This window comes from Streptomyces sp. ICC1 (assembly GCF_003287935.1).
GTDB classification, from domain to species: Bacteria; Actinomycetota; Actinomycetes; order Streptomycetales; family Streptomycetaceae; genus Streptomyces; species Streptomyces tritrimontium.
The window spans coordinates 4,400,831-4,414,056 of the sequence record NZ_CP030287.1 but is presented as its reverse complement, the minus strand read 5'-3'; the positions used below and the strand labels follow the sequence as shown (position 1 = coordinate 4,414,056).

General features: G+C 73.4%; 12 protein-coding genes. 7 read left to right on the top strand and 5 right to left on the bottom strand.

Annotation, left to right across the window (positions count from 1 at the left end; all coding sequences use genetic code 11):
• The first annotated feature begins 12 nt into the window (after positions 1-12).
• On the top strand, positions 13-1,173 hold the full coding sequence (locus DRB96_RS20780; RefSeq protein WP_112449807.1) for an ALF repeat-containing protein: 1,161 nt from the start codon (positions 13-15) through the stop codon (positions 1,171-1,173).
• Between the two features lie 63 nt (positions 1,174-1,236).
• Here the strand turns inward: DRB96_RS20780 and DRB96_RS20775 are convergent, their stop codons facing one another.
• Positions 1,237-2,160 carry a PadR family transcriptional regulator gene (locus DRB96_RS20775; protein WP_112449806.1) on the bottom strand — a complete coding sequence of 308 codons (924 nt, stop codon included), beginning with the start codon at positions 2,158-2,160 and terminating at the stop codon, positions 1,237-1,239.
• Between the two features lies 1 nt (position 2,161).
• Complete coding sequence (locus DRB96_RS20770) at positions 2,162-3,106, bottom strand: DUF4097 family beta strand repeat-containing protein (protein WP_112449805.1); 945 nt, start codon at positions 3,104-3,106, stop codon at positions 2,162-2,164.
• Positions 3,107-3,265: 159 nt separating this feature from the next.
• On the opposite strand from DRB96_RS20770, the gene DRB96_RS20765 reads away from it, so the two are divergent.
• From DRB96_RS20765 to DRB96_RS20755, 3 genes are all read left to right on the top strand, one after another.
• A complete protein-coding gene (locus DRB96_RS20765; protein ID WP_112449804.1) occupies positions 3,266-4,081 on the top strand; it encodes a hypothetical protein in 816 nt (271 codons plus the stop codon).
• Positions 4,082-4,367: 286 nt separating this feature from the next.
• Positions 4,368-5,639 (top strand): streptophobe family protein, encoded by a 1,272-nt coding sequence (locus DRB96_RS20760; RefSeq protein ID WP_112449803.1) that lies wholly within the window; start codon positions 4,368-4,370, stop codon positions 5,637-5,639.
• A 92-nt stretch (positions 5,640-5,731) separates the two neighbouring features.
• Positions 5,732-6,118 carry a hypothetical protein gene (locus DRB96_RS20755; RefSeq protein WP_162688689.1) on the top strand — a complete coding sequence of 129 codons (387 nt, stop codon included), beginning with the start codon at positions 5,732-5,734 and terminating at the stop codon, positions 6,116-6,118.
• Positions 6,119-6,173: 55 nt separating this feature from the next.
• On the opposite strand, the gene DRB96_RS20750 is transcribed toward DRB96_RS20755, so the two are convergent.
• The 3 genes from DRB96_RS20750 to DRB96_RS20740 are packed head-to-tail and all read right to left on the bottom strand — an operon-like array spanning position 6,174 to position 10,140.
• Positions 6,174-7,148 carry a serine/threonine-protein kinase gene (locus tag DRB96_RS20750; protein ID WP_239516287.1) on the bottom strand — a complete coding sequence of 325 codons (975 nt, stop codon included), beginning with the start codon at positions 7,146-7,148 and terminating at the stop codon, positions 6,174-6,176.
• A complete protein-coding gene (locus DRB96_RS20745) occupies positions 7,145-7,783 on the bottom strand; it encodes a hypothetical protein (protein WP_112449801.1) in 639 nt (212 codons plus the stop codon). Before DRB96_RS20745 ends, DRB96_RS20750 begins: the two co-directional genes overlap by 4 nt.
• A gap of 5 nt (positions 7,784-7,788) precedes the next feature.
• Positions 7,789-10,140, bottom strand: a complete 2,352-nt coding sequence (locus DRB96_RS20740) for an FHA domain-containing protein (protein ID WP_112449800.1) — start codon at positions 10,138-10,140, stop codon at positions 7,789-7,791.
• 182 nt (positions 10,141-10,322) lie between these two features.
• Here DRB96_RS20740 and DRB96_RS20735 point away from each other — a divergent pair, with 182 nt between their 5' ends.
• The 3 genes from DRB96_RS20735 to DRB96_RS20725 are packed head-to-tail and all read left to right on the top strand — an operon-like array spanning position 10,323 to position 13,184.
• On the top strand, positions 10,323-11,366 hold the full coding sequence (locus DRB96_RS20735; RefSeq protein ID WP_112449799.1) for a cation diffusion facilitator family transporter: 1,044 nt from the start codon (positions 10,323-10,325) through the stop codon (positions 11,364-11,366).
• A gap of 30 nt (positions 11,367-11,396) precedes the next feature.
• Entirely contained in the window at positions 11,397-11,873 is a 477-nt protein-coding gene (locus tag DRB96_RS20730) for an NUDIX domain-containing protein (protein WP_112453595.1), read from the top strand.
• A 48-nt stretch (positions 11,874-11,921) separates the two neighbouring features.
• Positions 11,922-13,184: a Tm-1-like ATP-binding domain-containing protein gene (locus tag DRB96_RS20725; RefSeq protein WP_112449798.1), complete on the top strand. Its 1,263-nt coding sequence runs from the start codon at positions 11,922-11,924 to the stop codon at positions 13,182-13,184.
• Positions 13,185-13,226 lie beyond the last annotated feature (42 nt).

Below are 13,226 nucleotides of genomic sequence, written 5' to 3'. Positions count from 1 at the left end.
GGGGTTTTGTCTGTGAAGTTGTCCCGCATCGCCGCGGCGGTCGCCGCTGCCGCTCTGGCTCCGGCCGTGCTCCTGTCCTCCCCGGCCTTCGCCACGGGCCAGGAGGCCGGGGCCCCCGCCGCTCCGACCGCACCCGACCAGGCCCCGGCCGACCAGCCCGGCCAGGACGAGCCCGGCAAGGACCAGGCCGAGCAGGACCGCAAAGCCATCCTCGCGATCATCGCCGACCCGATGGCCAGCGCGTACATGAAGGAAGCCGGCCTCAAGGCCATCGCCGACGGCCCCGCGGCCATGCGCAAGTTCATCGAGACCGGCCAGCACACCATCCGCCGCGACGACTACCGGGTGCTGATCGCCCGGCTGGCGAACGACGCCGGTCCCGGTCTGATAAAGGGGATCAAGGACATCTTCCGGGCCGACGCGACCTTGGCGGAGCTGCGCCACTTCTACGAGGTCACCCAGCACGAGCTGCGCGACGACGACAACAAGGTCGACATCTCCCGGCTGATCGGTACCGGTGGCTCCGCGGTGAAGGAGGCGGGCAAGGAGGCCCTGAAGGGCACTCCCGCCGACCGCATCGCCTTCCTGAAGACGGGGCAGTACCTCGCGCAGGCCTCCGACGACCGCGTCGAGCTCGCCCGCATCGACGAAGGCTGGGACGGCCCCCTCCTGAGCGAGGCGATCGGCAAGCTCCTGAACGGTTCCGCGACCCCGGCCGAGCTGCGCCACTTCCTCCAGGTGACCCAGTACGAACTGCGCGACCAGGACAACCGTGTCGCGATCGCGAAGATCATCGACGGCGGGGGCCCGGAACTGGTCAAGGCCGGCCGCGCGGCGCTGGCGGGTACCGCCGCCGACCGCAGCGAGTTCCTGAAGACGGGCCAGCACGAGGCGCGCGCCAAGGACAAGAAGGCCCAGCAGGAGAAGGAGAAGGAACAGCAGGAAAAGGAGCAGCAGGAGAAGCCGGAGCAGGACAACTCCGGCTCCGGCTCCGGCTCCGGGAGCAGCACCGGGAATTCCGCTGTCACCCCTCAGGGCGGCAGCGGTTCCTCCCTCGCCTCCACCGGCGCCGGTGACTCCGCTCTGATCGCGGGTGGTGCGGGCACCGCACTCGTCGCCGGGGCAGGTCTCCTGCTCGCCTCGCGGATGCGCCGCGCCGCCTCCGCGCGCTGACCCGACCACACACCGGCCGGCCACACGGGCCGGCCGGGCGCCCCTAGAGCCGAAAGCGAAGGCCTAGGCCTGCGGGCCGAGGGCCGAGGCGATGCGGGCGGCCGCCTCCGCCAGGTGGGTACGGGCCTGCGACAGCTGGCCGTCGCTGACGCCCCGGTCGCGGGCCACGTCGCGGATGTCGTCGCGGAAGCGGTCCAGCAGCCGGTCCAGGTCGCGGGCCGGGTCCCCCGTCGTCGACACGTCCCGCGCCCAGTCCGCGGAGGCGGAGGCCGGCGCGGCCGAAGGGGCCGCCGTGTCCGCGGCGGTCGGCGCGGACGGGGGCGACGGCGCGGCCGGGGTGGAGCTGCCCAGCCAGGCTCCGGCCAGGTTGCCCAGGACTCCGCCCGACTTCGCGAACTGCTCCTGCAGCTGGCTCGCGATCCGCTGGACCTCCTCGCGGGCGCGCTCCTGCGCCTCCTTGGCCTGGCGGCGGGCCGTCTGGGCCTCCTCGCGGGCCCGGCGGCTCTCGTCCTTCGCCCGGCGCGCCTGCTCCTTCCACTCCGCCCTCGCCTTGCGGAGCTCCTCCTTGGCCGCCTTCCAGGACTCGTCCTCCACCTGCGTGGCCGAGGCGCTGGCCGCGGCCCGCAGCTCGCGCCGCAGCTCGCCCGCCGCACCGCTCACGTCGGCGCGGATCTCGGCCGCCAGCTCGGAGACGGAGTCGCGGATCTCCAGTTCGAGATCGGCCAGCTCACCGCCGCGGTCGGCCAGTTCGGCACGGCCCGCCTCGTTGATCGAGTACACCTTGCGTCCGCCCTCGGTGGCATGCGTGACCAGGCCTTCGGCCTCCAGCTTGGCCAGCCGCGGGTACACCGTGCCCGCGGAGGGCGCGTACAGCCCCTCGAAGCGCTCCTCGAGCAGCCGGATCACCTCGTACCCGTGGCGCGGGGCCTCGTCGAGCAGCTTGAGGAGGTAGAGGCGGAGGCGGCCGTGGGCGAAGACGGGCGGCATGTCAGAGCACCTTCTTGTCGAGCGCGATCGGGGTGGCCGGGCCGGTCGGGTCGGTCGGGGAGGAGGCCGCCGGGCGGCGCAGCAGCGCGATGGATCCGGAGACGGTGGTGGCGCGCAGGCTACCGGTGCCCGCGCCCAGGGTGCCGGTGATCCGCTTGGCGCCCAGTTGGCCGGAGACGCGCAGATCCTCGAAGGCGTTGGAGACGCCGCCGGTGGCGGTGTTGGCCTCGACCCGGGCGTCCGCCGGGTGCGGGAGGCGGATGGCGACCTCCCCCGAGACGGAGTTGAGGAAGATCTCGACCGGGTGCGACGGCGACCGGTCGTCGAGCGCCAGGTCGATGAGCATGTCGCCGCTGACCGAGTCGGCCCGTACGCTGCCGCCCGCGCCGTCGACGACGGTCAGTCCGCCGGAGACGGAGTGGAAGCCGAGCTCGCCGGTCACGGACTGGGCCTCGACGCTGCCGGAGACGGTGTGCGCCTTGATCCGGCCGGACAGGCCGACGAGCGTGGCGTCTCCGGAGACCCCCTGGACGTCGGTGCCGCCGTCGACGCCGGAGACGAAGACGGTGGCGCTGACGGTGGCCAGCCGCACGTGGGCGGCGGCCGGGACCGTCAGGGTCACGGTCGCGCTGCGCTCCCAGGCCTTGCGGCCCGAGTCGGAGGCGGACCAGGCCTTCCAGGGCTTGCCCTCGAACCACTTCTTGAACCCCTGCGCGCCGTTCCACGGGAGGTCCTCGTAGGAGACGGTGAGGGTGCCGCCCTCTTGCACCACATACAGGGGCGGCCCGTCGATCTCGGCCACTTCCAGGCGGGCCGGGCCCTCGTCGGCGGCGACGACATTGACCGTGCCGCCGACCACGCGGACGCGGACCTCGGTCAGCGGCTCCTCGAAGGTGAGCTTCTGCGGTTCGGCGACCGACCACGTCTTCTGCTCTGCCTCTGCCATGGTGCTGCTCCTCCTCGGCGTACGTGCACGGACTGGGGCTCGACGCACGCAACATATCGCGTCTTCTGGCTAACACGATATATCGCGGTTGGAGGAAGTCAAGCACGTCGGGAAGATCCGAAATCCTCGGTTTGGGGCGGTTTGGCTTAGCGTGTGGACATGTCGATCTCCCGGACCACCGCGGGCGGACTGCTCCTCTGCCGCGCCGAGCCCCTCGCCGCCCGCCCCGCCGCGCACATCCTGCGCGAGCGCCTGCTGCTCGCCCCGGCCGGCGGGTGGAGCGCGCTGGTCCCCGAGGGCAAGCCCTGGCTCGACGGCGAGGAGTCCGTGGCCGAGGTGCTGGCGGGATGGGGCTCGGCGGTCGCGCTGAGCTCCGGCTGGCCGGTGCTCGGCCTGTGGTGGGAGGACGGCCGGACCGGCTTCGTGCTGGCCTCGGGTTTCCGCCGGTCAGCGGCCTACGCCTGGGACGCGACGGGCCGGCCGTACGGCGAGCCGGACCCCGACGCCATGCGGGTGCTGGCGGCGCGGCTCGGGCTGGACCCCGTACTGGACCTGGAGGAGTTGGAGCACCTCACCCGGCCCGACGAGGCCGCGGACGGCGACGCCCGGCTGCTCGGCCTCATCGCGCTGCTTTCCCGCGCGGGCCTCGTGCTGCCCGCCGGCCTGGCTCCGGGGGAACCGGCCGACCGGCTCCGGGAGGCGGCCCGGGTCGCGCCGGGGGCCGAGCGGGTGGAGTGGTCGGGCTGGCGCGACGCGGTACGGGCGGAACTCGCCGTCGTCGAGGACGGCCTCCTCGGGCCGTGGCGGCGGGGCCCCGGGGCGCGGCTGCTGGGCGGGGCGCAAGTGGCCGTCGGCGCACCCCTGATGATGTGGGCGGCCCGCCGCCGGGACGCGGGCTGGCTGGCCGCGGGGACCCTGCTGGTCGCACACGGCGCGGGCGCCCTGGCCTACGACCGGTCCCGCGCCCGGGACTGAGCCCGGGCCTTCCCGCCCCCCGGACAGCGGCCCGGAGGGCGGGCCCGTGGGGCGCTCGGACGGCGGCGGCTGCGACGGCGGCTGTGACGGCTTCGTCGGCCACGGCGGCTGCTGGCCGGAGGGTTGAGTGGTCACGGGCTCTTCTTCCCAGGCGGAGGGGTTCCGGTCCCCTACGGACGTTCCGCCGGTGTACGGGCGGAAATCTCCGGATTTATTGCACTCCTGGCGACCATTGTGTGCGCCGTCCGGGTGGTGGCCGCAAGCCGAGCGTGCCTACCGTTGCAGGGTGAGCCCCACATCGGCACCGGTCACGGCATCGAAATCGGCCCCGGCCGCGCGAGCCTGGCGCGACGCCCTCGTCGCGGTCGTCGCGGGTTTCCTCGTGATGGCCGCCGTGGCCGCCGCGGGTCTGTTCCTGGCGGGCGCCGGCAACCTCCCGGACGGGGCGTTCCCGCACGTGGTCGCCGCCGTCGTCGTGATGGCCGCCGGAGGCTCGGTCGAGGTGACGGGCGGGGCCGGCTTCCTCGCGGGGGCCGACGCCAGCCTGTCCGTCCTACCCCTCTCCGTCAGCCTGGCCGGCGCACTCACCACCGGCTGGCTCTTCCTGCGCCCCCTGCACAACCGGGCGGTGGCCGGTTCCCGCGAGCTCCTCGCCCGCGCCGCGCCGCTGGTGCTCCTGTGGCTCGCCGCGCTGACCGCCACGGCCCTCCTGGCCGGCCGGAACTTCGCGATCTCCACCGGCGACTCGCCCCTCGGGGAGATCGGCGAGATCCTCGACGCCGGCCCGACGGTGGGCTTCAAGGCGGCGGTCCCGGCCACGCTCCTCTTCGGACTGCTGTGGATCCTGGGCCTGTTGCTGGTCGCCCTGCTGGTCTCCCGCCGCGCGCCCCTCCCCAGCCGCCTGGTCCGCTTCCACGCGGCGGTGCGGCCGGCGGCCTTCGCCGTCGTCGCGCTGCTCCTCGTGTACGTCGTCATCGGCATCGGCGCGGGCGTGCTGGTGGCCGTGACCCAGGGGCACGCCGACCGGACCATGGCGGTGGTCCTGCTGGGCCTGCCGAACCTGGTCTGGCTCGCGCTCACGCTCGGCTTCGGCGGCGCCTGGGAGGGCAAGGCGGAGGGGCCGTTCGGGCTGCCGATGCCGCAGATCCTGGACCAGGTGCTGCGGGGCGGCGGATCCGGCTCCGACCTGTCCACCATCGACGTGGCCTCGCTCGCGGAGCGGGACGCGCGGGCCTGGTGGCTGGTGGCGCTCGCCGCGGTCCTGCTGCTCGGCGCGGGCGCGCTGGCGGCCGCCCGGTCACCCGCGTACGTACGCCCCTGGCAGCACGCCCTCCACCTGGCCGTGGCCCTGGCGCTGGCCACCCTGATGGTCTGTCTGCTGGTCCGGGTCCAGGCGCAGTTCGGCCTCTCCCTGCTGGGCCTCGGCGACGTCGACCAGTTCGGCGGCGACGTGGAACTGCGGCCGCTCCTCTGGCGCACCGTCGGCCTCGCCTTCGTCGCGGGCGCGGTGGCGGGATTCCTCGGCGCCCTGTTCCCCCGCCGTCGCCACCGCGCCTGACCCGGCAGCGGGGCCCGGCGACTACGCCGTCCGGGTGAAGGGGCGGATATCGGTTCATCGGGGGATCGTTTCCGCATGTCACGCTCGCTTCCGTGAACATGACCAAGGGCCTGTTCCGGCCGCTCCACGCCGCTGGCCTGCTCGCCCTCTCCGCGCTCGCCCTGACCCTCTCCACCGCCCTTCCCACCCAGGCGACCGGCGCCGGCGCCCGCCACCTCTCCGGCGACACCGGCCGCCGGGACGCGACCGCCGAAGCCGTGTCCGTCAGCCGGGTGTTCTGCCCGCGCGGCACGGTCGTCCAGGCCGGCGGGTACTCGACCGCCCACCGGGACCTCGCACGCGGCGGCTCGCCCGGGCACACGGTCCTGGCCAGCCACCCCGTCACGGACGCCGAGGGCCGCACCGGCTGGTACGCCTCCGCCTCGCACGCCGACGTGACCGCGCACGTCGTGTGCGCGTCCGCCCCCGACGGCGACTGACCCCAGGCAGCCGTCAGCCGCCGGGCTCCGCGCACCCCGGCTCCGCGCCCGGGCCTCAGAACACCGGCAGCGCCCACCTCGGCGGTGGCGGCGGGGGCCCGTCGGAGGCCGCGGCCACCCGGGTGGGCACGCGTACCGGCCCGACCGGGCCCGATCCCGCCCGCCGCAGCGCCCCCGTGAACTCCAGGCAGCTCTCCCACCGGTCCTCCGGCAGCTTGGCCAGCGCCCGTGCCAGCACCTCGTCCACCCCCGCCGGCAACCCGTCCCGCCTCGAGCTCACCGCCGGCGGGGGGTCGTACTGGTGGGCCCACAGCAGTGCCATGTCGTCGTCGCGCTGGAACGGCGGTCCCCCGGCCAGCATCTCGTAGACCACGCACCCCAGGCTGTAGACGTCGCACCGCCCGTCCACCGGCTTTCCGGCGATCTGCTCGGGCGCCACGTAGTCCAGGGTCCCGACGAACTGCCCGACGCTCGTGAACCCGGTCAGCGACAGCGACTTCTTGGTGAGCCCGAAGTCCGTCAGGTACACGTGCTCCGGGTGTTCGCTGTCCGTTCCCCCCGCGACCAGGATGTTGCCGGGCTTCACGTCCCGGTGCACCAGGTCGTGGTCGTGTGCCGCGTCCAGCGCCGAGGCGACCTGCCCGGCGATGCGGGCCGCCGCCTCCACGGGCAGCGGGCCCGTCCGGTCCAGCATCGCCCGCAGGTCCTGGCCGGGCACGTACCGCATGGCGATGTAGAGCAGGCCGTCCGTCTCCCCCGCCTCGAAGACGGGCACGATGTGCGGGTGGTCGATGGCGGCAGCGACCTTCGACTCGTGCGCGAACCGCTGCCGGAAGGTGTCGTTGCGCGCCAGCTCGGGCGCGAGCAGCTTCAGCGCGACCGTCCGGTCGAGCCGCACGTCGTGCGCCCGGTAGACGACGGCCATGCCGCCGCGGCCGATCTCGTCCTCCACCACGTAGCCGGCGATCCGCCGCCCCCGCAGGTCGGAAGCGCGCCCGCGCACCGGCTCCGGGTCGGGGCCCGCCGTCACCGCCCGTCCTCCGACCCGGGAAGATCGGCGATCCTGGTCGGTTCGTGCGCGGCCGAGGGGTCCCCCCGTACGTCTTGTACGTCGGCCGCCCGCGCGGTGTCCGCTTCCGGCGGCGGCGTCTCCCGCCCGGGCGGGGCACCCGGCCCCGCGACGACCGCGTAGGTCGCCAGGCGGGTCCCGTCCCCGTACATCCACCGTCCCGCCGCCTCGTCGTAGAGCCACACGGACTCCCCGTCGACGACGATCCCGGCGCGCAGTCCCCGCAGGGCGCGCCGGAAGGCCTCGGCGTCGATCCGGTCGGCGGCGAGGTCCGCCACCGCCCGCCGGTAGCGCTCCAGCTCCTCGGCGCAGCGTGCGAGCAGCGGCTGCGGGTCCTCCGTGCGCATCAGCGGGCGGCCGCCGGTCGGCGGGGGCTGCGGCACGGTGAGCAGCAGGCGGCCGTCCACCCAGGCGGACCAGCCGTTGGCGCACAGGATCTCCCCCCACTCGCCGCGCCGGGACAGCAGCCGTACGGGGAGGAAGGCGTCGAGCGCCACCGTGGGGCGGGACATGTCGGGGGTCTCCCACGCCGGCAGCCCCTCCTGCGGGACGATGTGGGTGGGCCTGAAGTCCGCGGCCGGGCCGGGGCTGGTCATGGCGGCTACTTCCGCATGATGGCCGGCTCGTGGCGGCGCAGCACCCTGATGACCAGCACGCCGAACAGCACGCACAGGGCGACCAGCATGCCCATCTCCGTGAGCCACAGGTCGGCCTCGTGGTCGAACATCGGGTCCTGGGTGATCTTGCCGGGCACGATGGCGCCGAGGTCGATGGTGTTCGACATCGCCCCCATGGCCCACCGGGCGGGCACGAACCACGCGAGCTGTTCGATGACGGGTACTCCGGTCAGTTTCAGCAGGGAGCCGCAGAAGACGACCTGCACGATGGTGAGCAGGACCAGCAGCGGCATGGTGACCTCCTCCTTGCTCACCAGGGCGGAGATCAGCAGGCCGAGCAGCATCGCGGTGACGGACAGCAGGGCGACGGCGAGGGTGATCTCGATCAGCGGTGGCAGGAAGACGCCCTTGCCCTTGGGGGCGTTGGTCTTGACCCCGGCCAGGCCGACCAGGGTGAGGACGACGGCCTGGGCGACGGTGACCGCGCCGAGGACGACCACCTTGGACATCAGGTAGGCCGATCTGGACAGGCCCACGGCGCGTTCGCGCTGGTAGATGACGCGTTCCTTGACGAGTTCGCGCACGGCGTTGGCCGCGCCGGTCAGGACTCCGCCCACGCAGAGGATGAACAGCGCGTTGAGCGCCGTCTCGGCCGTGAGCTCGCTGCCGGCCAGTGCGCGGGCCATGGCGCCCATGACGAACGGCAGCGCGACCATGATGATCAGGAAGGTGCGGTCGGCGCTGAGCACGGCCGCGTACCGGCGGATCAGGGTGGAGAGCTGGGAGCCCCAGCTCTGGGCCTTGGGCGGCGGCTTCGGCGCGACGCCGGCGGCCCGGTCGGCGGCGCCCGCGAGGGGGATCCGGCCGGTGACGTCCACGTAGCGGCGGTGCAGCGGTGAGCCGCGGTAGCCGCCGGCCCAGTCGCGGTCGCGCTCGTTCTCGAAGGCTTCGAAGGCCTCGGGCCACTGGTCGTAGCCGAAGAATCCGAGCGCCTCGTCGGGAGGGCCGTAGTAGGCGATGCGGCCGCCGGGCGCGAGGACCAGGAGGCGGTCGCAGACGCTCAGGTTGAGCACGCTGTGGGTGACGACGATGACCGTGCGGCCGTCGTCGGCGAGGCCGCGCAGCATGTGCATCACCGAGCGGTCCATGCCCGGGTCGAGCCCGGAGGTGGGCTCGTCCAGGAAGAGCAGGGAGGGCTTGGTCAGCAGTTCCAGGGCGACGGAGACGCGTTTGCGCTGGCCGCCGGAGAGGCTGTGGATGGGCTGGTCGGCGCGTTGTTGGAGGCCGAGTTCGCCGATCACCTCGTCGACCCGGGCCTGCCGTTCGGCTTTGGCGGTGTCCTGCGGGAAGCGCAGTTCGGCGGCGTAGACGAGGGCGCGGCGGACGGTGAGCTGCGCGTGCAGGATGTCGTCCTGCGGGACGAGGCCGATGCGGCTGCGCAGTTCGGCGTAGTCGCGGTAGAGGTCGCGGCCGTCGTACAGGACGGTGCCGTGGTCGGCGGGGCGCAGGCCGGTCAGTGCGCCGAGCAGGGTGGACTTGCCGGCGCCGCTGGGGCCCACCACGGCGAGCAGGGAAGTGGTGGCGACGGGGAAGGAGACGTGGTCGAGGAGGGTCTTGCGGCCGTGGTCGACGGTGACGGAGAGGTCCTGGACGTCGAGGGAGACCTCGCCGGTGTCGACGTACTCCTGCAGTTGGTTTCCGACGAGGCAGAAGGCGGAGTGTCCGATGCCGACGATGTCTCCTTCGCCGATGGCCGCGGCCCGGGCGAGGCGGGCACCGTTGAGGTAGGTGCCGTTGTGGCTGCCGAGGTCGTCGATCTCGTACGTGCCGTCGGCGCGGGCGCGCAGTTCGGCGTGGTGGCGGGAGACGACGAGGTCGTCGATGACCAGGTCGTTGTCCGGGGCACGGCCGATGCGGACGGCGGCCCGCGGGGCCAGCGGGCGGACCGAGGTCGGCTGCCGGAAGGTGCTGGTCATGGCCGGTTGGGAGACCGACGAGGGGCGGGGGGCGGCCGTGGCGGGTTCGGCGAAGCGCACGCGCGGGCCGTCGGCGGCGCTGCCGAAGCGCAGTTCGCTGCCGACGCCGACGGCCCACTCGCGGACGCGGTGGCCGTCGACCCACGTGCCGTTGGTGCTGTCCTCGTCCTCCAGCGTCCAGTGGTCGCCGTCGGGACGCAGGATCGCGTGGTGCCAGGAGACGCGGGCGTCGTCGAGGCAGATCTCGCAGAGGGGGTCCCGGCCGACGTGGTACGTCCGGCGCGGGCTCATCGCGGTGGAACCCCTGTCCGTTTCCAGAAGGAGCTCGGGCGCGGTCGGCACACCGGGGCGCTGGACCATGGAGCGATTTTCCCACGATCCGGACGGACCGGCATAACCGCAGGTCAGAACGGCGTTATGGGTAATGACAACGGTCCCCGTTGCAGCCTTTGCCCATATTCGTTCGGTGCGCTTCACTTCAGGCGACGCATCCTGCGGCATCACGAAACGACCGGGCGACCGGACGACCAACGGGGGACGCCATGAGCGGGCACGATCACCAGGCGGACGGCGCGCACGACCACGAGGCGGACGGCGCGCACGGCGGGCACGGCCACGCCGGGCACAGCCACGGGGTCGCCGCGGACGCCGACCGCCGCTGGCTCGGCATCGCGCTCGGCCTGATCACCGGATTCATGGCCATCGAGGTGGTCATCGGCGTCCTGGCGCACTCCCTGGCGCTGATCTCCGACGCCGCGCACATGCTGACGGACGCCGTGTCGATCGTCCTCGCGCTGATCGCGATGCGGCTGGCGGCCCGCCCCGCGCGCGGCGGTTTCACCTACGGGCTCAAGCGCGCGGAGATACTCTCCGCGCAGGCCAACGGCCTCACGCTGCTCCTGCTGGCGGTCTGGCTGGCGTACGAGGCGGTGCGCCGGCTGCTCGATCCGCCTCCCGTGGAGGGCGGGCTGGTCCTGGTGACGGCGCTGGCGGGCATCGTCGTCAACATCGCGGCGGCCTGGTGCATCTCGAAGGCGAACCGCACCTCCCTGGCCGTGGAGGGCGCCTACCAGCACATCCTCAACGACCTGTTCGCGTTCATCGGCACCGCCGTCGCCGGTCTGATCGTGCTCACCACCGGCTTCCGGCAGGCCGACTCGATCGCCTCGCTCGTCGTGGTCGTGCTGATGGTCAAGGCGGGCTACGGACTGGTCCGCGAGTCCGGCCGGATCCTCCTGGAGGCCGCCCCGGCCCATGTGGACCCGGACACGGTCGGCGACCGGCTCGTCGGGCACCCGCCGGTCACCGAGGTCCACGACCTGCACATCTGGACCATCACCTCGGGGCAGGCGGCGCTCTCCGCGCACGTGCTGGTGGCCCCGGAGGGCGACTGCCACGCCGTGCGCCGGGACCTGGAGGCCCTGCTGTCCAAGGAGTACGGGATCACGCACACCACCCTCCAGGTGGACCACGCCCACGACTCCCTCCTGACGGTCGGCCGGGCGGGCGACGACTTCGCGGACACGGACCCGCACTGCGCCGACTCCCACGGCCCGGTCCACCGCCAGGGCCCGCACGATCACTGAGCGGCCCCCGGACGGGGCATGCATGAGGTCATGACAGCGAAGCGCAGTGCCGGACTGCTCCTGTTCCGCCGTCCCCCCGGGGCCGGGCCGCAAATCCTGCTCGGCCACATGGGCGGCCCGCTCTGGGAGCGGCGCGACGCGGGCGCCTGGTCGATCCCGAAGGGCGAGTACGGGCCCGAGGAGACCCCGATCGACGCCGCCCGCCGGGAGTTCGAGGAGGAGATCGGGCTGCCGCCGCCCGAGGGTCCGTACCTGCCGCTGGGCGAGATCCGGATGATCGGCGGGAAGCTGGTGACGATCTGGGCGGTCCGCGGGGACCTCGATCCGGCGCTGGCGGTACCGGGGACCTTCACCATGGAGTGGCCGCCGAAGTCGGGGCGGACGGCGGAGTTCCCCGAGCTGGACCGGGTGGAGTGGTTCGCTCCGGAGACGGCCAGGTCGAAGCTGGTGGTCTCTCAGATCCCCTTCCTGCAGAGGCTGTTGGAACTCCTGGAGAACGAGGGTTGACCCGACCTTTACTTGCCAACAAACCCCACCTGCATGGACATTGCACGTATGACGAACGTCGTGCTGGTGGGAACCCTGGACACCAAGGGTGTGGAGTACGGCTGGTTGCGCGAGGGACTGCTGCGCGCCGGCGTCGAAGTGGTCATGGTCGACACAGGAATCATGGACGAGCCCCGTGTGCCCGCCGATGTGCCGCGTGAAGCGGTGGCGCGGGCCGCGGGAACGGAACTGAACGAGCTGCGCACGGCCGCCGACCGCGGCGCCGCCGTGACGGCGATGGCCCGGGGCGCGGAGGCGACCCTCTTACGCCTGCACGCCGAGGGCAGACTGCACGGGGTCCTCGCCATCGGCGGCAGCGGCGGAACCTCCATCGCCACCCGGGCGATGCGCGCGCTGCCGCTGGGCGTCCCGAAGGTGATGGTCTCGTCCATGGCGTCCGGGGACGTGGCCCCGTACGTCGGGTCCGCGGACATCACCATGATGTACAGCGTCGTGGACATCGCGGGGATCAACAGCATCTCCGCACCGGTCCTGGCCAATGCCGTGCAGGCCGTCGCGGGGATGGCCAAGGCCTTCGAAGGCGCCTCCTCGGAGCTGCGGCGCCCGGCCCGGCTGGGCGAGGGCGGCCGGCCGCTGATCGCGGCCAGCATGGCGGGCGTGACCACGATCGGCGTGGACGCGGCCCGGGAGCGGCTGACCGAGCTCGGCTACGAGGTGCTGGTCTTCCACGTCAGCGGCACCGGCGGCCGGACCCTGGAGACCCTGGCCGGCCAGGGGATCTTCGCGGGCGTCCTCGACCTCACGCTCAGCGAGCTCGCCGACGACCTGTGCGGCGGCATACTCAGCGCCGGCCCCGACCGGCTCAGCGCGGCCGGGAGGGCCGGGATTCCGCAGGTGGTGAGCCTGGGAGCGCTGGACATGGTGAAGTTCGGCCCGCTGGAGAGCCTGCCGGAGCGGGTCCGCTACCGCCGCGTCCGCGTCCACAACCCCTCGATCACGGTGATCCGTACGACCGGGGCCGAATGCGCCGAACTCGGCCGCCGGGTCGCCGCCAAACTCCGTGCGGCCACCGGCCCCACGGCCGTCTGCGTCCCACTGCGCGGACTGTCCACCCTCGGTGCGCCGGGCGGACCCTACCATGACCCCGACGCCGACGGGGCGTTGTTCTCGGCATTGCGCGAGGGACTGCGGGGCAGCGCCGCCCGGCTCTACGACTACGACACCCACATCAACGATCCGGACTTCGGGCGGGCGGCCGCCGACCGGCTGCACGCCATGATCGGCGCGGAGGCGGAGGCGGAGGCGGCCTGATCCGGCCGCCACGGCCGCGTTACCCGGCCGAGACCGGTTCGC